The sequence below is a fragment of the Porphyrobacter sp. AAP82 genome (assembly GCF_000331285.1).
In the GTDB taxonomy this organism is placed as follows: Bacteria; Pseudomonadota; Alphaproteobacteria; order Sphingomonadales; family Sphingomonadaceae; genus Erythrobacter.
On record NZ_ANFX01000030.1, the window covers coordinates 1 to 18155 of the forward strand.

Genomic DNA, 18155 nt, shown 5'->3' on the forward strand with positions numbered 1-18155 from the left:
GGGGGGGGGGGGGGGGGGGGGGGGGGGGGGGGGGGGGGGCGGCGCTGGAAGGTCGCTCATTCCCCTCAACCGCCGAGCCCCCACCCCTCAATCCCCTCCCCGAGGGGAGGGGAGGAAGAAGGCCCATCCTCGCCATGACCCCGCGCGGGAAACCCATCACCCAACAGCGCATCCGCGAGCTTGCGGCAGGCCCCGGCGTCATCATCCTGTGCGGCCGCTTTGAAGGCTTCGACGAGCGCCTGTTCGAGGCCCGCCCCCAGATCGAGCAGGTCAGCCTCGCCGACATCGTCCTCTCCGGCGGCGAGATGGCGGCGCTCACCCTCCTTGACGCTTGCATTCGCCTCATTCCCGGCGTAATGGGCGCGGCCTTGAGCGGGGCGGAGGAGTCGTACGAAAACGGCCTCCTCGAATACCCGCACTATACCCGACCTCAGGAATGGGAAGGGCGCACGATCCCCGAAGTGCTGCGATCGGGGGATCATGCGAAGATCGCTGGCTGGCGCAAGCTGCAAAGCGAGAACGACACACGGTCACGCAGGCCGGACTTGTGGGAGCGCCATGAGGGCGCTCGGGTCCAGTCTGCCTCTGGCGCGCGGCAAAAAGCTAAGGAACCGGACCAGTGAACCTGATCCAGCAGATTGAAGCCGAAGAAATCGCCAAGTCCGGCAAGGACATCCCCGAATTCCGCGCCGGCGACACCGTCCGCGTCGGCGTGAAGGTGAAGGAAGGCAACCGCGAGCGTATCCAGGCCTATGAAGGCGTCGTGATCGCCCGCTCGAACCGCGGCATGGGTTCGAACTTCACCGTGCGCAAGATGAGCTTCGGCGAAGGCGTCGAGCGCGTTTTCCCGCTCTACTCGCCGATCGTCGAGAGCATCACCGTGGTCCGCCGCGGCGTGGTGCGCCGCGCCAAGCTCTATTACCTGCGCGGCCGCACCGGCAAGAGCGCGCGTATCGTCGAGCGCAAGGCCTCCGCGCCCAAGGCGTAAGGCTTCTCGGCCAGCGAATTGCGAAGGGCGGCTCCTGCGGGGGCCGCCCTTTTCGTTTGCGCCTCTTGCCAAGCATCGTCGTCATTGCGAGGAGCATTGGCCCGCCGCCTTTCCGGCGATGTGCCATGACGAGGTGAGCTTTGGATGCGTTCGGTTCTTGCTGCGGTTGCCCTTGGTCTTTCGACCTGTCTGACAACGCCGGTCCTGGCGGAGACCGCCACAATGACTGAAGCGGCCCCCACCCTCAGCTTCGAACGCGTGTTCGCCAGCCCCGGCCTCGATGGCCCCGCGCCGCGCCAGGTGAAGCTTTCGCCCGATGGCCGCTTCCTCACCCTGCTGAAGAACCGCGCGGATGACCGCGACCGCTATGACCTGTGGGGCTACGACATCGAGACCCGCCAATGGCGGATGCTGGTGGACTCCGAAAAGCTCGGCTCGGGGCGCGAACTCAGCGAAGACGAGAAGATGCAGCGCGAGCGCGCGCGGGTTGGCAGCCTCAAGGGGATCATCGCCTACCAGTGGGCGAGCGACGGCGCAGGCGTGCTGGTGCCGCTCGATGGCGACCTGTTTCTGGCGAAGCTCGACGGCATGGTGACGCGCCTGACCGACACCGAAGGCACCGAACTGAACCCGCAGCTTTCCTCCAAGGGCGGCTTCGTCAGCTTCGTGCGCGACCGGCGGCTGTGGGTCGGCCCGGCCGGCGGGGAAGCGCAACCCGTCACCCCGGCAGGCGAGGCCGAGACGATCCGCTGGGGCGAGGCCGAATTCGTCGCGCAAGAGGAAATGGCGCGGCTGCAAGGCTATTGGTGGAGCCCCGAGGACAGCCGCATCGTCGTCCAGCGCACCGACGAGGCGGCGGTCGGCGTCGTCACCCGCGCGGCGATCGGGGCGAAGGGCACCAAGGTGTTCGACCAGCGCTATCCTGCCGCCGGCACCGACAACGCGGTGGCCGAGCTGTTCGTGATGAACCCCGATGGGACGGGCAGCGTCAAGGTGGACCTCGGCCTGAACATCGACATCTATGTGGCCCGCGTCGACTGGGCGCCCGATGGCAGCGCGATCTATGTCCAGCGGCAGGACCGCGCGCAGACGAGGATCGACATGCTCAAGGTCGATCCCGCCACGGGCGCGAGCACGATCTGGTTCACCGAAACCGCCGCGCGGCCCGATTACTGGGTCAACCTGTCGGACAATTACCGCTTCCTCAAGGACGGCAGCCTGCTGTGGTGGTCTGAGCGCGGCGGCTATGGCCACTTCTACCGCTTCGGCGGCTCCAAGGTTGCCGCGCAAGTGCTTGCAGCCGAAGCGGCGGGTGAGCCGGTGATCTACAACAACGGCCAGTGGCAGCAGCTCACGCACGGCAGCTCTCCCGCCACCAGCCTTGTGGGTGTCGACGAGGCCGCGGGGACCTTCACCTATCAGGCGACCGAGGGCGTTCTGACCCAGCAGATCTATCGCGCGCGGCTTGACGGGACGGGGGAGCCCGAACTCCTCACCGATCCCGACTTCACCAACGCGGCCAGCATGGATGGCGCGGGGCGGCTGCTCTACGTCTCGCGCTCCAGCCCCAATCAGCCGCCGCAGTCCTACCTCGCTGCGCCTGACGGCAGCCGCGTGGCGTGGATCGAGGAGAACCGGGTCGAGGGCGAGCACCCCTATGCGCCCTTCCTCGCCAGCCATGTGACCCCCGAATACGGCACCATCGCCGCCGAGGACGGCACGCCGCTCCAGTGGATGATGCTGCGGCCCGAGATGCAGGCCGGCAAGCGCTATCCGGTGTTCTTCGCCCATTATGGCGGGCCCGGGGTGCAGTTCGTCAGCAAGGGCTGGCAGGGCGCGCTCGCGCAGGCGGTGGTGGACAGGGGCTATATCTACTTCGCGCTCGACAATCGCGGGTCGAACAATCGCGGGGTGGATTTCGAACAGCCGCTCCACCGCGCGATGGGCGGGGCCGAGGTGCGCGACCAGAAGGCGGGCGCGCTGTTTTTGAAGAGCCTCGACTATGTCGACCCTGCCAAGATCGCCACCTATGGCTGGTCCTATGGCGGCTATATGACGCTGAAGATGCTCGAGGCCGATCCCGGGCTTTATGCGGCAGGCATCGCGGGCGCGCCGGTGACGCGCTGGGAGCTTTACGATACCCACTACACCGAACGCTACATGGGCGATCCGCGCGAGGTTCCAGAGGCCTATGAAAAGGCGAGCGCCATCCCCGATGCCGCCAAGATCGCCGATCCCTTGCTGCTGATCCACGGGATGGCCGATGACAACGTGATCTTCGAGAATTCTTCGGAGCTCATCAGCGTTCTCCAGGAAAGCAACACCCCCTTCGAGATGATGCTCTACCCCGGCTACACCCACCGCGTCTCGGGCCCCCGGATCGGCCCGCACGTGTGGAACGCGATCTTCCGGTTCCTCGAGGCGCATGGGGTGACGCCCCACAAGTAAGTATAGGTCTGCGCAAAGACGAATGATGTTGCGCTGAGGGCAACGCACGCTATCTCGCGCCTGCAAAACCATAGGAGAATGCGCAAGTGGGTTACCGGGTGGCAGTGGTCGGGGCGACCGGCAATGTCGGGCGCGAGATGATGCAGGTCCTGGCCGAGCGCGCGTTCCCGTGCGACGAGGTCGCCGCGGTTGCCTCGCCGCGCTCGACGGGAAGCGAAGTCGAATTCGGCGACACCGGCAAGATGCTCAAGTGCAAGAATATCGAGCACTTCGACTTTGCCGGCTGGGACATTGCCCTGTTCGCCGCAGGTTCGGGCCCGGCCAAGGAATATGCCCCCAAGGCGGCCGCCGCCGGGTGCGTCGTGATCGACAATTCCTCGCTCTACCGCATGGACCCCGATGTGCCGCTGGTCGTTCCGGAAGTGAACCCCGATGCGATCGACGGCTACACCGCAAGGAACATCATCGCCAACCCCAATTGCTCGACCGCGCAGCTGGTGGTGGCTCTGAAGCCGCTGCATGATGCCGCGACGATCAAGCGCGTGGTGGTCTCGACCTACCAGTCGACCTCGGGCGCGGGCAAGGCGGGGATGGACGAGCTGTTCGCCCAGAGCCGCGCGATCTTCGTCGGCGATCCGGTCGAGCCGCAGAAGTTCACCAAGCAGATCGCCTTCAACGTGATCCCGCATATCGATGTCTTCCTCGACGATGGTTCGACCAAGGAAGAATGGAAGATGGTGGTCGAGACCAAGAAGATCCTCGACCCCAAGATCAAGCTGACCGCGACCTGCGTGCGCGTGCCGGTGTTTGTCGGCCACTCGGAAGCGGTCAACATCGAGTTCGAGAACGAGCTTTCCGCCGAATCCGCGATGGACATCCTGCGCGAGGCCCCCGGGGTGATGCTGATCGACAAGCGCGAGGATGGCGGATACATCACCCCCATCGAATGCGTGGGCGATGCCGCGACTTTCGTCAGCCGCGTGCGCGAGGACCCGACGGTCGAGAACGGGCTCACCATCTGGGTGGTCTCGGACAACCTCAGGAAGGGCGCGGCCCTGAACGCGGTGCAGATCGCCGAACTGCTCGGCCGCCGCCACCTCAAGAAGGGCTGAGCGGCGCGCCCATGCCGCCGCTGACCCGTGCGCAGACAGGGATGCTGGCAGCGGTGGCGCTGGGCATTCCGCTCAGCGCCTGGGGCGCGCTTTATCCATCGAACACCTGGCTTCAGGTCGGCCCCGTGGCGGCGGGGTTGCCCTTTGCGTGGCGGGCCCTTGCCCGCTCGCCGATCAGCAATGCCTCAGCGGGCTGCATCGCGGCCTTCGTGCTGCTGCATCTGGTGGCGGCGCGGTGGTCCTACAGCTTCGTGCCCTATGACGTGTGGTTCCCGGCGCTGGCCACCGAGCGCAATCACTTCGACCGCCTCGTCCACTTCGCCTTCGGTGCGCTGGCGATGGCGCCGATGGTCGAGGGCGGGGTGCGCTACTGGGGCCTCTCGCCGCGCATGGCGCTGATCTTCGCGCTTTTCTTCGTGCTGGCGGTGGGCGGGCTCTACGAGATCTTCGAATGGAGCCTGACGCTCGCGCTCGCGCCCGAGGATGCCGGGGCATACAATGGCGAGCAGGGCGACAGGTTTGACGCGCAGAAGGATATGGCGCTAGCTGGGCTCGGTGCCGTGCTGGTCGCTCCGCTCGTGCGGGGCGCAAGCTGGTGGAAAGGGAATTCGCAATGATCAAGCTCCGGGTTTTCCTCGCGCTCGCTGGCTCTATGGCACTGGCGGCGTGCGACCCCGGCGCCGCGCCCGATGCGGCGGCGACGGGCGGGGCGGCGCAGGCCCCGGTTACCGCCAACGCGGTCGAATTGCGCGCCGACGGGCTCAGCGCGGGCGCGGAAAGCTTCTTCTTCGCCGCCGGCAAGGCCGAGGTCGAAGCCGGGCTCGCCAAGGCACTGGGCGCGGCGCTGCGCAGCGGGGACAATCCCGAATGCGGGGCCGGGCCGATGAGCTTCACCGACTATGCGGGCGGGCTCACCGCGCATTTCCAGGACGGCAAGCTGGTCGGCTGGAACTGGCATCTGCCGCAGGACGGCGACCGCGCGGCAAGCGGCACGGTTGCGCTCGCCGGCAAGGTCCAGCTCGGCGCCCCGCGCACGGCGGTGGAGGCCGCACAAGGGTTCGCCATGGTCGACGGCAGCACGCTGGGCGAGGAATTCACGCTCGGCGACAAGCTCGGCGGGTTCATCACCGGGGACCGGGTGGAGATGCTCTACGCCGGGACCCAGTGCTTCTTCCGCTGATTATTCGGCCAACCTCTACTCGGACAGCGCCACGGGCCCGGCCGGCCGCAGGTTGCGCCGCATCAGCAGCGCGAGCGGCGCGGCGGCGAGCGTGATCCACATCATCAGCCAGAAATCGTCGACATAGGCGATCATCGCCGCCTGGCGGTTCACCTCGGCATCGATGAGGCTCATCGCCGTGTCGCCGAGCACCTGGAAGCGGTCGGTGGCCGAGAAATCGACAAGGCTTCCGGTCGCCGCAGTGATGTTGCCGCCAAGGTCCTCGTGGCTCGTCTGGATGTTGCGCGCGAGCAGCACCGTCATCCACGCGATCCCCGCCGATGCGCCCAGCGAGCGGAACAGGTTGAGAAGGCTCGATCCGTCGGTGCGCAGGGCCGGGCTGAGGGTCGCAAAGGCGCTCACCTGCAAGGGGATGAAGACGAGGCCCATGCCAAGGCCCTGAAGCAAGCCGCTGACGATGACGTGCACCGCATCCACCTCGAGCGACCAGTGCGCCATCTGCCACAGCGAGTAAGCGCAGATCAGGAAGCCGCTTGCCACCACGGGCCGGGCATCGACCCCGCGGCGCATCAAAAGCCCGGAGACCTGCATCGAGACCAGAATGCCGACGCCGCGCGGCATCAGCACCATGCCGGTGTCGATCACGCCGTAGCCGAACAGGTTCTGGAGCATCGGCGGCAGCAGCGCCATCACCGCGAACATCACGATCCCGATGACGATCATGAAGCCAAGCGCGATGGCGAAGTTGCGGTCGGCGAAGAGCTTGCGGTCGAACATCGGGGCGCGCGCGGTGGCGAAGTGGATCACCACCATCCACGTCGCCGACAGCACCAGGATGAGGTAGACCCAGATTTCGCCCGAGGCGAGCCAGTCCTCCTGCTGCCCGCGGTCGAGCATCAGCTGGAACGCGGCAAGCGCGACGGCGAGCAGGATGAAACCGGGCAGGTCGAAGCGCCGTTCGCGCTGCGGCCGCGTCGGCAGATAGGCGATGAGGATCGCCAGCGAGGCAAGACCGATGGGCAGGTTCACGAAGAACACCCAGCGCCAGTTGGCGGTCTTGGTCAGCCAGCCGCCGAGGATGGGACCGAGGATCGGGCCGATCATGATCCCCATCCCCCACACCGCCATGATCTGCGGATGGCGCGAGGGGCGAGTGGCGTCGAGCATGAAGGACTGCGAAAGCGGCGCGATGAAGGCTCCGGCCACGCCTTGCATGGCGCGGAAGGCGACCATCTCCTCGAGGCTCTGGGCGATCCCGCACAGCATCGAGGCAAGGATGAACCCCGCAACCGAGCCGATGAACAGGAACCGCGCCCCGATCCGGTCGGCGAGCCACCCGGTCAGCGGCAGGGCCACGGCCGAGGCGATGATGTAGCTCGTCAGCACCCAGGTGATGGTATCGACGGTCGCCCCGAGCGAGGATTGCATGTGGGGCAGGGCAACATTGGCGATGGTGGTGTCGAGAATTTGCAGGAGCGATGCGGCCATCACGCCGACGATCATCAGCGGGTAATTGCCGCTTTCGAGCTCGGCCACATCGGGCCGTGCGGGAGGCGCCGGGGCGGGGGGATGGCCGGCACCAGGCGCGGCGGCGGCGCTGCTCGCCATGTCAGTTCTTCGCAGCGCCGCTTGCCGTGAACACCGTCACCTCGGCGGAAAGGCCGGCGATCAACCGGCGCGGGCTCGTCCCTTCGAGCGCGATCCGCACCGGCACGCGCTGCGTGACCTTGACCCAGTTGCCGGTCGCGTTCTGCGCCGGGAGCACCGAGAATTCCGCGCCCGTCCCCGCGCCGATGCTGGCGACGCGGCCCATGAGCACCAGATCGGGATAGGCATCGAAGCGCACCTCGGCGCGCTGGCCGACCGCCATGTCGGCAAGATCGGTCTCCTTGAAGTTCGCCTCGGCATAGGTCGATCCGACACGCACCAGCGTGAGCACGGGCAGGTTGGGGACGACCTGCTGGCCGGTCTGCAAACGGTCGGCCTGGGCGATGCGGCCGGCGGCGGGGCTGCGCACCTCGGTGCGGCGCAGCGAGAGCCGGGCATTGGCGCGGCGCGCCTCGGCGGCGGCGACTTCGGGATTGACGCCGGGGACGGCGGGGCCGCTGGCAAGCCGCGCACGGGCTTCGCGCTGGCGGTCCTCGGCCTGGCGGACGCGCTCGCGCGCCTGCACCACGGCCTGCTCGGCCGCCTCGTAATCGGCCTTGGTCGAAAAGCCCTTGTCGCGCAGCGCCTTGACGCGCTCGAAGCGGGCCTGCGCGAATCCCACGTCGCTGCGCGCGGCGGCGATATCGGTGCCGGTGAGGTCGGCATCGCTCTGGAGGGCGATGACATTGGCCTGCGCGCCGGCGATCGCGGCATCGGCCTCGGCGATCTGCAAGCGGAACGGTTCGGGATCGATGCGGAACAGCAGTTGGCCCGCCTCGACATCATCGCCGTCCTTCACCAGCACCTCGGCAATCGGCCCGCCGACTTCGGCGCTGACCGAGATCATGTCCTGTTTGATATAGGCATTGTCGGTCGAGACCTTGCCTTCGAGGCTCTGCCAGTAGAGCCATCCCCCGGCCGCCAGCATCAGCGGGACGATCAGCATCAATGCCCATCGGCCCCACGGGCGGCGGGTCCGGGCATCGGCGGGCGCGGCGAGGGGGGTTGCGCTTGCTGTTCCGGGGGCGCGGGCGGGATCGGCTTCAGCCATGGAGGGCCTCGGGTTGGGGATGGCGGGCGGCAAGGATGTTGGCGGCAATCCTCTCGAGCATCTGCGCAAACAGCGCGCGTTCGGCAGAATCGAAGCCGTCGAGCATGTCTTCGGTCATCCCCTCGATGCTTTCGCGCAGGCGGGTGACGATCCCGCGGCTCTTGTCGGTGAGGTGGAGGATCCGCGCGCGGCGGTCGGCAGGATCGGCCTGGCGTTCGATCCAGCCAGCCTCCTCCAGCCGGTCGACGATGCGGGTGAGGGTGATCGGTTCAATCTCGAGCCGTTCGGCATAGAAGGCCTGGTTTTCCGACGGGTGGCGTGCGAGCGCGAGCAGCAGCCGCGCCTGCGGGCCGGTGAGGCCGAGACCGCGCACCCGTTCATCGAACAGGCGGCGCAGCTGGCGCGAATTGTCGGCGAGTCGGTAACCGGTCTCGATACTCATGCGTGCACTTATAATAAGTGTGCTTATCATATTCAAGCAGGCTGGCCCCCCGCGTGGAAGCGCGCTAGCACGGGCGCATGACGCTCCATGCCGACCTGTTCTTCAGCTTCCGCTCGCCCTATTCCTACCTCGCCGTCGGGCGCTACCGTCAGATGTGCGAGGAATATGACCTGACGATCGGCTTGCGCACCGTGTGGCCGATCGCCATCCGCGATCCTTCGATCCTGTTCACCGGCAGCCCGGCTGTCGGGCGCTATATCTTCATCGACGCCGCCCGCAGCGCGCAGATGCTCGGCATCCCCTATCGCTGGCCGCGCCCCGATCCGGTGGTGCAGAACCTGATGACGCGCGAGATCGCTGCCGATCAGCCGCACATCTACCGGTTGTGCCGCATCGGGCAGGCGGCCGAGCGGACCGGGCGGGGCCTTGCCTTTGCGCACGAGGTGGCGAGCCTGATCTGGTCGGGCACGGTCGATGACTGGCACGAGGGCGATCACCTCGCCGGCGCGGCCGCGCGCGCAGGGCTCGATTTCGCGGCTTTGGAGGCCGAAGCCGCTGACGATGCGGCGGCGCTCGATGCCGAGATCGAAGCCAACCAGTCCGCGCTCGAGGCGGCGGGCCACTGGGGCGTGCCCACACTGGTGTTCGAAGGCGAGCCCTTCTTCGGCCAGGACCGCATCGCCATGGCGCAGTGGCGGATGGAGCAGAACGGGCTCGCGCGCCGTGACGCCTGAACACTTCGCCAGTTTCGACGGCACCCGGCTAGCGGTCCACACCCTCGGGGAGGGCCGCCCGGTGGTGCTGCTCCACGGACTGTTCTCCTCCGCGAAGATGAACTGGATCAAGTGGGGCCATGCCGAGCGGCTCGCGGCGGCGGGCTTGCGGGCCGTCATGCTCGATTTCCGGGTGCATGGGCAAAGCGAGGCCCCGCGCGATGCGCATGCCTATCCGGCCGGCGTGCTGGTCCGCGACGTCGCCGCACTGGCCGAGCATTTCGCGCTCGAGCCGGGCGGCTTCGATCTCGTCGGCTTTTCCCTCGGCGCGCGCACCGCGGTCCACACCGTCGCCCACGGCGTGCTCGAACCGCGCCGGCTGTGCCTGTGCGGCATGGGGGTCGAGGGCTTGTCGGGCTGGGCGCGGCGCGCCGATTTCTTCAAGCGGGTGATCGACGAATTCGACACCATCAAGCCCGGCGATCCGGCGTTCACGGCGCGCACCTTCCTCAAATCGCAGGGGATCGACCGCGTCGCTGCGCGGCTGTTGCTGGATGCCATGGACGGCTTCGACCTTGCGAAGCTGGCCAATATCACCATGCCGACCGCCGTCATCTGCGGCGACGAGGACCGCGACAACGGCTCGCCAGAGGGCCTTGCCGCGCTGCTGCCCGATGCGCGCCATATCGTCGTCCCCGGGACGCACATGGGGAGCGTAACCAAGCGCGAGCTCGGCTCGGCCATCACCGGCTTTCTCGCGGCTTGATTCCGCAGGCAAGCGCGTCCAAACCTGCCGCCATTGTCACATGACGGACGGGAACACCCTCGCAATGAAATCTGCCTTCCCCCTGCTGAAGGGCGCCGCTGCCGCGCTCGCCATCGCGATTGCCGCCCCGGCGCTGGCCGAAACCGCCGCGCCCGAAGCCGCGCCTGCGGCTGCTGCAACGCCCTTTCCGCTGACCCCCGAGGGCGCCGCGCAATTCGTCGCCGCAGCCGAACAGGACCTGTTCGCCTACACCGTCGAGGCGAGCCAGGTGAACTGGGTCAACAACACCTACATCACCGAGGATACCGACGCGATGGCCGCGCGGATCAACGCCATCGGCACCGAGAAGAGCGTGCAATATGCGCTGCTTTCGGCCCGCTATGCCGAAGTCCCCGGCATCTCTGCCGAGCTGAAGCGCAAGCTCGATATCATGCGCAACGGTCTCGTCCTGCCCGCGCCGACCACCCCGGGCGCGGCGACCGAACTGAACGAGATCGCCACCCGCCTCAACAGCCAGTACGGCAAGGGCAAGGGCACCTTGAACGGCAAGCCGATCAACGGCAGCGACATCGAGGCCGAGATGGGCAATCCCCAGCGCACGCCCGATGAACTCAAGGAAATGTGGGTGAGCTGGCACGACAATGTCGGCGCGCCGATGAAGGAGGATTACGCCAAGCTGGTCGGCATCGCCAACCAAGGCGCGCGCGAACTGGGCTTTGCCAATGTGGGGGCCATGTGGCGTTCGGGCTACGACATGCCTCCGCAAGACTTCACCGCGATGACCGAACGTCTGTGGGAAGAGACCAAGCCGCTCTACATCGCGCTCCACACCTATGTGCGCGGCAAGTTGAACGAGAAGTATGGCGATGCCGTCCAGCCGCGCACCGGCCCGATCCGCGCAGACCTGCTCGGCAACATGTGGGCGCAGGAATGGGGCAATATCTACCCGCTCGTCGCGCCCGCCGGCTCGGGCGATGTCGGCTATGACATCGGCGCGCTGCTCGAGGCGCAGGGCAAGGCCCCGCTCGACATGGTGAAGATCGGCGAGGGCTTCTATTCGTCGCTCGGCTTTGCCCCGCTGCCCGAAACCTTCTGGCAGCGCAGCCAGTTCGTGAAGCCCGCCGACCGCGAGGTGGTGTGCCACGCCAGCGCCTGGGATATCGACAACAAGGACGATATCCGCATCAAGATGTGCATCAAGGTGAAGGCCGACGACTTCGTCACCATCCACCACGAGCTCGGCCACAACTACTACCAGCGCGCCTATAACGCGCAGCCGTTCCTTTATCTCAACGGCGCCAATGACGGCTTCCACGAAGCGATCGGCGATTTCGTCGCGCTGTCGATCACGCCCGAATATCTCGTCCAGATCGGCCTGCTGGGCCGCGACAAGGTGCCCAGCGCCGACAAGGACACGGGCCTCCTGCTGCGGCAAGCCATGGACAAGGTTGCCTTCCTGCCCTTCGGCCTGCTCGTCGACAAGTGGCGCTGGGGGGTGTTCGACGGCGCGATCACGCCTGATGGCTACAACCAGGCGTGGGTCGATCTGAAGCGCGACTATCAGGGCATCGTGCCCCCCGCGGATCGCCCGGCGGACGCTTTCGATCCGGGCGGCAAGTATCACATTCCGGGCAACACGCCCTATGCGCGCTACTTCCTCGCCCGCATCCTCCAGTTCCAGTTCTACAAGGCCGCCTGCGATTCTGCCGGGTGGAAGGGGCCGCTGCACCGCTGCTCGTTCTATGGTAACAAAGAGGTCGGCGCGAAGCTCGGCAAGATGCTCGAAATGGGCGCGTCTAAGCCCTGGCCCGATGCGCTCGAAGCCTTCACCGGCACCCGCGAGATGAGCGCCAAGCCGATGCTCGAATATTTCGCGCCGCTCAAGAAGTGGCTCGACGAGCAGAACAAGGGCGAGACCGCGGGCTGGTAAGGCCGGTAAGCGGGGGCGCTGCACGATGGGCCGGGGCGGGAACGGGGGGCGCACCCCGCTGGTGGTGGGCTGGCGCGAGCTTGTGAGCCTCCCCGAACTCGGCCTTGTCGGCATCCCCGCCAAGATCGACACCGGCGCGCGCACGTCCTCGCTCCACGCCCATGTGCTCGAGGATTTCGTGCGCGACGGCGAGCGGTTCGTGCGCTTTGCGGTCGACTGGGACGGGGTGCGCCACCACTGCGAGGCGATCCATGTCGACGTGCGCGGCATCACCTCCTCGAACGGCGACCAGCAGACCCGCTTTGTCATAAAGACGCCGCTGTCCATCGGTAATCTCACCTTCCGGGCGGAGATCAGCCTGGCGGACAGGTCCCAGATGCAGTTCCCGATGCTGATCGGGCGCACCGCGCTCCGGCGGCGGATGGTGGTGGATAGCGGTCATTCCTGGCTGCAATCACCTGCGATAGCGCATATGGGCCGCCTCCGCCGGTAGCGCGCTTTCCAGCCGGGTGATGGCACCCGGCGGTTCGGAAAACGCGTCAACCAAAGTCCGCGCCGGTCTTGAAAGGGTCTTCATGAAAATCGCGATGCTGGCGCGCAATGCCAACCTCTATTCGCACAAGCGGCTGAAGGAGGCCGCCGAAGCGCGGGGGCACAGCCTCGACATCCTCAATACGCTGCGCTGCACAGTGCATATCGCCAGCCACAACCCGCAGGTGTTCTACAATGGTTCGCCCATTCACGCCTATGACGCGGTAATCCCGCGCATCGGCGCATCGATCACCAATTACGGCCTCGCGATCCTCAGGCAGTTCGAGATGGCGGGCATCTGGTCGCTGAACGAGAGCGTGGCGATCGGGCGCAGCCGCGACAAGCTGCGGTCCTTGCAGATCCTCGCCAAGCACGGCCTCGGCCTGCCGCTGACGGCCTATGCCAATGATCCCAAGCAGGCCGAGGAGATCATCCGCGCGGTCAAGGGGCCCCCGGTCGTCATCAAGCTGATCGAGGGGACGCAGGGCATCGGCGTGGTGCTGGCCGAGACCATGTCGAGCGCCAAGTCGGTGATCGAGGCGTTCCGCGGCGCCAACGTCAACATTCTTGTGCAGGAGTTCATCAAGGAAGCGGGCGGCACCGACATCCGCGCGCTGGTGGTGGGCGGCAGGGTGGTCGCGGCGATGAAACGCACCGGCGCGGCGGACGAATTCCGCTCGAACCTCCACCGCGGCGGCTCGGCGCAGGTCATCAAGATCACCCCCGAGGAACGCTCGACCGCGGTGCGCGCGGCCAAGCGCATGGGCCTCAACGTGTGCGGGGTGGACATGCTGCGCAGCAACCACGGACCGGTCATCATGGAGGTCAATTCCTCCCCCGGTCTCGAAGGGATCGAGAGCGCGACGGGCAAGGACATCGCCGGCCAGATCATCGATTTCATCGTCGCCAATGCGGCGGGCGGGACGACCAAGACCAAGGGGCGGGGCTAGGCGCCTTTACGCATTGCGCGCCATCAGCCCGCCATCGACGGGGATGGCCGCGCCGGTGATGTAGCTTGCCGCCGGGAGCACCAGCGAGAGGGTGATGTGCGCGACCTCCTCCGGTTCGCCGTAGCGCCTGAGTGCAGTCCGGCGCTTCGCAAAGATCGCCTTGTGTTCCTCCGACACCGCATCGGTCATCGCGGTGCGGATCGGCCCGGGACAGATGCAGTTGACCGTGATCCCTTCCGGCCCGAGATCGACCGCCAGGCCGCGCGTCAACCCGATCACCCCGGTCTTGGCCGCGACATAGGGCGTATCGCCCGGCGTCGCGCCGAGGCCCTCGGTCGAGGCGATGTTGACGATCCGGGGCGCATCGCTCTGCCTGAGGAAGGGCAGGCAGGCGCGCACCACGCGCTGGTGGGCGGTCAGCATGACGGCAAGCGCGCGCGCCCAGACATCCTCGTAGGCGGGGTCATCGAGCGCACAGAAGCTCGAGACACCGGCGTTGTTGACGAGGATGTCGATCGCGCCGAAGTCCCCGCCGATCCGGGCGACGGTGGCCGCAATCGCCTCAGCGTCGGCGACATCGAGCGCATAGGCGCGCACGGCTGCCGCATGCGGCGGCCACCCCGGCGGCGGCGGCGGCGTCACGGTCGATGACCGCCACCGCCGCGCCCTCGGCGGCAAACAGCCGGGCCGTTGCCCGCCCCATGCCGCTCGCGGCACCGGTGATGATCGCGGTGCGCCCGGCAATCGAGCGCGAGAGAGGGGACGTGGGCATGGGCAGATGTCCTTTTGCGAAGGCGCGGAGCAGCAAGGCTAGCCGAGCCTTCGCGGCGCGTCACGCGGTCTGCCGGTCCCGCTTCCAGCATGACCAAATTTTCCAAGCCATGAAGCCAGCGAATCGGCTATGGTGCCGGCGGGGTCACCAATGGAGGGAATTTCATGACCATTCGCCGTCTCGTGTCGCTGTCTGTTCTGGCAAGCCTGACTGCCGCTATCGCCGTCCCGGCTGCCGCCGAAGATGCCAGCGTCGAAAAGCGGCTCGACCGCGCCGGCCTCAAATACGAGGTCGATGATGACGGCGATTACAAGCTGACCTTCAACTACTCTCAGGAAGGGCGCACCCAGCTGGTGTTCGTCTCGGGCACCACGCAGGAAGTCTCGGGCCTCACCATCCGCGAGGTGTTCTCGCCGGCAGGGCGCGTGGAGAAGGACGGGATCACCGGCAAGACCGCGCTCGAACTGCTCGAAAATTCGGGCACCTTGAAGATGGGCAGCTGGGAAATCCGCGGCGACGTGCTCTACTTCGTCATCAAGGTGCTCGACAGCGCCACCGCGACCGAGCTGTCGAGCCTGCTCGACATCGCGGCCGAAACCGCCGACGACAAGGAAATCGAACTCTCGGGGGACCGCGACGACCTCTAAGGGGGGGAGGGGCGGTCCGTCGCGGCCGCCCTCCGCCCTAGCGGAACGGCGGTTCGTTAAATGCGCGCAGCTTGCGCGAATGGAGCCGGTCCCCCTCGTCGCGCAGCCGTGCCACCGCCTCGATCCCGATCTGGAGGTGGGCCGCAATGGTCTCCTCGTAGAACTTGTTCGCCTGGCCCGGCAGCTTGATCTCGCCATGGAGCGGCTTGTCGGACACGCACAGCAGCGTCCCGTAGGGCACCCGGAAGCGGTAGCCCTGGGTGGCGATGGTCGCGCTCTCCATGTCGATCGCGATCGCACGGCTTTGCGAGAAGCGCGTGGCTGACGAGGAGTAGCGCAGCTCCCAGTTGCGATCATCGGTGGTGACGACCGTGCCGGTGCGCATCCGCTGCTTGAGGTTCGCGCCCTGCACGCCCGAGACCTGCTCGGCCGCGAGCGCCATCGCCTGCTGGACTTCGGCAATCGGGGGGATCGGGATTTCGGGCGGGAGCACCGCATCGAGCACGTGATCGTCGCGCAGGTATGCATGCGCGAGCACGAAGTCGCCGATCTTCTGGGTCGAGCGCAAGCCTCCGCAGTGACCGATCATCATCCACGCATGCGGGCGCAGCACCGCGAGGTGATCGCAGATGTTCTTGGCATTGGACGGGCCGACGCCGATGTTGACGAGGGTAATCCCCGAGCCGTCCTCGCGCACGAGGTGATAGGCGGGCATCTGGTGCTTGCGCCAGGCGGTGTCGTTCAGCTGGTCCTGCGCGTGGGCGGTGGGCTCGCGGATGTCGAGCCCGGCCGCACCGGTCAGGGCGACATAGCCGTCGGTGCCGATCTGCGCCGCGCCCCAGTTCACGAATTCATCGACATAGCGGTGATAGTTGGTGAACAGCACGAAGTCCTGGAAGTCGCTGACCTCGCTGCCCGTATAGTGCTTGAGCCGGGCGAGCGAATAATCGGTGCGCAGCCCATCGAACAGCGACAGGGGCATGTCATGGTCGCCGTCGATCTCGATCCCGTCGGCCAGTTCGTCGCCGATCAGGGCAAGGTCGGTGGCGGGGAAATGCGCCGCGATCTCGCGCGGGGCGATGCCGACCATCGCCGCGCCCGCTTCGCCATCGAGCACATAGGGGAAGGGGATTTCCTGGCGCGAGCGGGTGACGGTGACCTCGACCTCGTATTCGCTGGCGATCAGTTCGAGCTGTTCGGTGAGGTAGGATGCGAAGCGGTCGGGGCGGGTGACGGTCGTCGAATAGGTGCCCGGTGCCTCGAGCCGCCCGAAAGCCCGGCTGCGATCGCGCGATTCGCCAACGCCTGCGTAATGCAGCGTGATCTGCGGATAGGCGTAGGAACCATCGGCACGCCTGGAAGGTGCGGGCAGGGTGCCGTTCTTCCCGAACGCGATGACATCGTCACGCAAGGTGCGGACGGCATCGTCATAATGGTGCATGAGTTCGGCGAGGATGGCGGGAATGTCGATCATGGCAGTTGTCTCTGCTCCTTTGTTGTTATCGTTGTGTGGCAGCACTTTTGCGCGAGGCGGCGCGGTTTACAAGAAGGGCGCGAAGATCGAGGTGATCTTCGCGCCCTGCTTGGTGTCCTGGGCCAAAGGCCGGGATGCTTAGGCGTCGTCTCCGCCCTCGAGCAGTTCGGCAGGGATTTCGCCCGGCTCGAGACTGGTGTCGATGCGGGTCGCTTCGGCCTGTTCCTCGATCTCGCGCTGCTCGTCGGCGAACATCGCGGCGAGCACGTCCACGCCCTCGCTCTGGAGTTTGGCTTCGTCGTCCGAACGCGCGACGTTGGCCTTTACCATCACGCGCACTTCGGGGTGCAGGGCGATGGTCACGTCATGCATGCCGATGGTCTTGATCGGCGCGCCGAGGATGACCATGCGCTTGTCGACGCTGTGTCCCTGATCGGCGAGGCCGGCGACGATGTCGCGCACGCTGACCGAACCATAGAGCTGGCCGGCGTTCGAAGCGGCGCGGATCAGCACCACTTCGGCGCCTGCAACCTTTTCACCCTGCGCTTCGGCATCGGTGCGGCGGGCGGCGTTTTCGGCCACCAGACGGTCACGGTTGGCTTCGAAGACCTTCTTGTTGGCGTCGTTGGCGCGAAGGGCCTTCTTCTGCGGCAGCAGGAAGTTGCGCGCATAGCCGTCCTTCACGGTGACCACGTCACCGATCGAGCCGAGCTTCTCGATGCGCTCAAGGAGAATGATATCCATGTGTCCTTCTCCTCTTACTTCACGATGAAGGGCAGAAGGCCGATCTGGCGCGCGCGCTTGATCGCCTGGGCCAGTTCGCGCTGTTTCTTCGCCGAGACGGCGGTGATGCGCGAGGGCACGATCTTGCCACGCTCGGACATGAAGCCCTGGAGCAGGCGCACGTCCTTGTAATCGATCTTCGGGGCGTCCTTGGCCGCGAACGGGCAGGACTTGCGGCGGCGGAAAAACGGGCGGGCCATCAGTCGCGCTCCTCACGGGTTTCGCGGCGCTTGCGCTCGCGTTCGTTCTTGCGCATCATCACGGAGGGGCCTTCCTCGTGCTCTTCCACGCGGATGGTCATGTAGCGGATGATGTCTTCGTTAATGCGGGTCTGGCGCTCGAGCTCGGCGACAACATTGCCCGGGGCATCGATGTTGAGTAGCACGAAGTGCGCCTTGCGGTTGCGCTCGATCTTGTAGGCGAGCGACTTCAGACCCCAGGTTTCGGTCTTGGTGACCTTGCCGCTGCCGGCTTCGACGATTTCGGTGGCTTGCGCCGCCAGCGCGTCGACCTGAGCCTGGCTCAGATCCTGACGCGCAAGAAAGACGTGCTCGTAGAGCGCCATCTTGCGTCCTTTCACATTCCTGCCGATCGCTGGCTGATCCGTCCTGCGCGAACGGGGCCCCTCCGGCTTTCTTCCATATTCGCAAGGGCGCATCCCTAGCGAAGCGCGGCCCCTTACAGCTTTGCCCGGCAATTGCAAGTCTTGTCCGCAGGGAAC

Annotated in this window: 19 protein-coding genes and 1 pseudogene; 12 read left to right on the plus strand and 8 right to left on the minus strand. The window is 66.6% G+C overall.

What is annotated here, in order from left to right:
- The 6 genes from trmD to D620_RS0109225 all read left to right on the plus strand — a co-directional run.
- Window positions 1-623, plus strand: a 623-nt coding sequence (trmD, locus tag D620_RS15060) for a tRNA (guanine(37)-N(1))-methyltransferase (protein WP_420705279.1), incomplete at its 5' end; no start/stop codon positions are given.
- Window positions 620-988 (plus strand): 50S ribosomal protein L19, encoded by a 369-nt coding sequence (rplS, locus tag D620_RS0109205; RefSeq protein ID WP_017665507.1) that lies wholly within the window; start codon window positions 620-622, stop codon window positions 986-988. The genes trmD and rplS, both read left to right, overlap by 4 nt.
- Window positions 989-1132: 144 nt before the next feature.
- Window positions 1133-3436, plus strand: a complete 2304-nt coding sequence (locus D620_RS0109210; protein WP_017665508.1) for a DPP IV N-terminal domain-containing protein — start codon at window positions 1133-1135, stop codon at window positions 3434-3436.
- Between the two features lie 86 nt (window positions 3437-3522).
- Complete coding sequence (locus D620_RS0109215; protein ID WP_026092080.1) at window positions 3523-4548, plus strand: aspartate-semialdehyde dehydrogenase; 1026 nt, start codon at window positions 3523-3525, stop codon at window positions 4546-4548.
- A gap of 11 nt (window positions 4549-4559) precedes the next feature.
- Window positions 4560-5165, plus strand: a complete 606-nt coding sequence (locus tag D620_RS0109220; protein WP_026092081.1) for a DUF2238 domain-containing protein — start codon at window positions 4560-4562, stop codon at window positions 5163-5165.
- A complete protein-coding gene (locus D620_RS0109225) occupies window positions 5162-5728 on the plus strand; it encodes a hypothetical protein (protein ID WP_017665511.1) in 567 nt (188 codons plus the stop codon). Before D620_RS0109220 ends, D620_RS0109225 begins: the two co-directional genes overlap by 4 nt.
- 15 nt (window positions 5729-5743) lie before the next feature.
- Here the strand turns inward: D620_RS0109225 and D620_RS0109230 are convergent, their stop codons facing one another.
- The 3 genes from D620_RS0109230 to D620_RS0109240 are packed head-to-tail and all read right to left on the minus strand — an operon-like array spanning window position 5744 to window position 8868.
- Window positions 5744-7336, minus strand: a complete 1593-nt coding sequence (locus tag D620_RS0109230) for a DHA2 family efflux MFS transporter permease subunit (protein ID WP_017665512.1) — start codon at window positions 7334-7336, stop codon at window positions 5744-5746.
- A 1-nt stretch (window position 7337) separates the two neighbouring features.
- Window positions 7338-8426 carry an HlyD family secretion protein gene (locus D620_RS0109235; protein ID WP_026092083.1) on the minus strand — a complete coding sequence of 363 codons (1089 nt, stop codon included), beginning with the start codon at window positions 8424-8426 and terminating at the stop codon, window positions 7338-7340.
- Window positions 8419-8868 carry a MarR family winged helix-turn-helix transcriptional regulator gene (locus tag D620_RS0109240; protein ID WP_017665514.1) on the minus strand — a complete coding sequence of 150 codons (450 nt, stop codon included), beginning with the start codon at window positions 8866-8868 and terminating at the stop codon, window positions 8419-8421. The genes D620_RS0109235 and D620_RS0109240 overlap by 8 nt, the downstream gene beginning before the upstream one ends.
- Before the next feature lie 77 nt (window positions 8869-8945).
- On the opposite strand from D620_RS0109240, the gene D620_RS16800 reads away from it, so the two are divergent.
- The 5 genes from D620_RS16800 to rimK all read left to right on the plus strand — a co-directional run bounded on the left by D620_RS16800 (window position 8946) and on the right by rimK (window position 13758).
- Window positions 8946-9602, plus strand: a complete 657-nt coding sequence (locus tag D620_RS16800; RefSeq protein ID WP_017665515.1) for a DsbA family protein — start codon at window positions 8946-8948, stop codon at window positions 9600-9602.
- Window positions 9592-10347: an alpha/beta fold hydrolase gene (locus D620_RS0109250; protein WP_026092084.1), complete on the plus strand. Its 756-nt coding sequence runs from the start codon at window positions 9592-9594 to the stop codon at window positions 10345-10347. Before D620_RS16800 ends, D620_RS0109250 begins: the two co-directional genes overlap by 11 nt.
- Before the next feature lie 64 nt (window positions 10348-10411).
- The gene (locus D620_RS0109255) at window positions 10412-12277 is read left to right on the plus strand and encodes a M2 family metallopeptidase (protein ID WP_017665517.1); all 1866 of its coding nucleotides are present in this window, start codon (window positions 10412-10414) and stop codon (window positions 12275-12277) included.
- A 25-nt stretch (window positions 12278-12302) separates the two neighbouring features.
- A complete protein-coding gene (locus D620_RS0109260; RefSeq protein WP_017665518.1) occupies window positions 12303-12770 on the plus strand; it encodes an ATP-dependent zinc protease in 468 nt (155 codons plus the stop codon).
- A gap of 82 nt (window positions 12771-12852) precedes the next feature.
- On the plus strand, window positions 12853-13758 hold the full coding sequence (gene rimK, locus D620_RS0109265) for a 30S ribosomal protein S6--L-glutamate ligase (protein ID WP_026092085.1): 906 nt from the start codon (window positions 12853-12855) through the stop codon (window positions 13756-13758).
- Window positions 13759-13764: 6 nt separating this feature from the next.
- Here rimK and D620_RS15545 read toward each other — a convergent pair.
- Window positions 13765-14530, minus strand: a pseudogene (locus D620_RS15545) (SDR family NAD(P)-dependent oxidoreductase).
- Between the two features lie 164 nt (window positions 14531-14694).
- On the opposite strand from D620_RS15545, the gene D620_RS15070 reads away from it, so the two are divergent.
- Complete coding sequence (locus D620_RS15070; RefSeq protein WP_051020583.1) at window positions 14695-15177, plus strand: hypothetical protein; 483 nt, start codon at window positions 14695-14697, stop codon at window positions 15175-15177.
- A 37-nt stretch (window positions 15178-15214) separates the two neighbouring features.
- On the opposite strand, the gene D620_RS0109280 is transcribed toward D620_RS15070, so the two are convergent.
- The 4 genes from D620_RS0109280 to rpsF form a co-directional block, all read right to left on the minus strand.
- Complete coding sequence (locus D620_RS0109280) at window positions 15215-16696, minus strand: AMP nucleosidase (RefSeq protein WP_267878683.1); 1482 nt, start codon at window positions 16694-16696, stop codon at window positions 15215-15217.
- A 93-nt stretch (window positions 16697-16789) separates the two neighbouring features.
- On the minus strand, window positions 16790-17395 hold the full coding sequence (gene rplI, locus D620_RS0109285) for a 50S ribosomal protein L9 (protein ID WP_017665522.1): 606 nt from the start codon (window positions 17393-17395) through the stop codon (window positions 16790-16792).
- A 14-nt stretch (window positions 17396-17409) separates the two neighbouring features.
- Window positions 17410-17634, minus strand: a complete 225-nt coding sequence (gene rpsR / locus D620_RS0109290; RefSeq protein WP_017665523.1) for a 30S ribosomal protein S18 — start codon at window positions 17632-17634, stop codon at window positions 17410-17412.
- Window positions 17634-17999: a 30S ribosomal protein S6 gene (gene rpsF, locus D620_RS0109295; RefSeq protein ID WP_017665524.1), complete on the minus strand. Its 366-nt coding sequence runs from the start codon at window positions 17997-17999 to the stop codon at window positions 17634-17636. Before rpsF ends, rpsR begins: the two co-directional genes overlap by 1 nt.
- Window positions 18000-18155 lie beyond the last annotated feature (156 nt).

Bases quoted from the DNA above. Each gene is read 5' to 3' on its own strand.
- D620_RS0109210 (WP_017665508.1), top strand. From the start codon at position 1,133: ATGCGTTCGGTTCTTGCTGCGGTTGCCCTTGGTCTTTCGACCTGTCTG.
- D620_RS0109220 (WP_026092081.1), top strand. From the start codon at position 4,560: ATGCCGCCGCTGACCCGTGCGCAGACAGGGATGCTGGCAGCGGTGGCG.
- D620_RS0109225 (WP_017665511.1), top strand. From the start codon at position 5,162: ATGATCAAGCTCCGGGTTTTCCTCGCGCTCGCTGGCTCTATGGCACTG.
- D620_RS0109230 (WP_017665512.1), bottom strand. From the start codon at position 7,336: ATGGCGAGCAGCGCCGCCGCCGCGCCTGGTGCCGGCCATCCCCCCGCC.
- D620_RS0109235 (WP_026092083.1), bottom strand. From the start codon at position 8,426: ATGGCTGAAGCCGATCCCGCCCGCGCCCCCGGAACAGCAAGCGCAACC.
- D620_RS0109240 (WP_017665514.1), bottom strand. From the start codon at position 8,868: ATGAGTATCGAGACCGGTTACCGACTCGCCGACAATTCGCGCCAGCTG.
- D620_RS16800 (WP_017665515.1), top strand. From the start codon at position 8,946: ATGACGCTCCATGCCGACCTGTTCTTCAGCTTCCGCTCGCCCTATTCC.
- D620_RS0109255 (WP_017665517.1), top strand. From the start codon at position 10,412: ATGAAATCTGCCTTCCCCCTGCTGAAGGGCGCCGCTGCCGCGCTCGCC.
- D620_RS0109260 (WP_017665518.1), top strand. From the start codon at position 12,303: ATGGGCCGGGGCGGGAACGGGGGGCGCACCCCGCTGGTGGTGGGCTGG.
- rimK (WP_026092085.1), top strand. From the start codon at position 12,853: ATGAAAATCGCGATGCTGGCGCGCAATGCCAACCTCTATTCGCACAAG.
- D620_RS15070 (WP_051020583.1), top strand. From the start codon at position 14,695: ATGACCATTCGCCGTCTCGTGTCGCTGTCTGTTCTGGCAAGCCTGACT.
- rplI (WP_017665522.1), bottom strand. From the start codon at position 17,395: ATGGATATCATTCTCCTTGAGCGCATCGAGAAGCTCGGCTCGATCGGT.
- rpsR (WP_017665523.1), bottom strand. From the start codon at position 17,634: ATGGCCCGCCCGTTTTTCCGCCGCCGCAAGTCCTGCCCGTTCGCGGCC.
- rpsF (WP_017665524.1), bottom strand. From the start codon at position 17,999: ATGGCGCTCTACGAGCACGTCTTTCTTGCGCGTCAGGATCTGAGCCAG.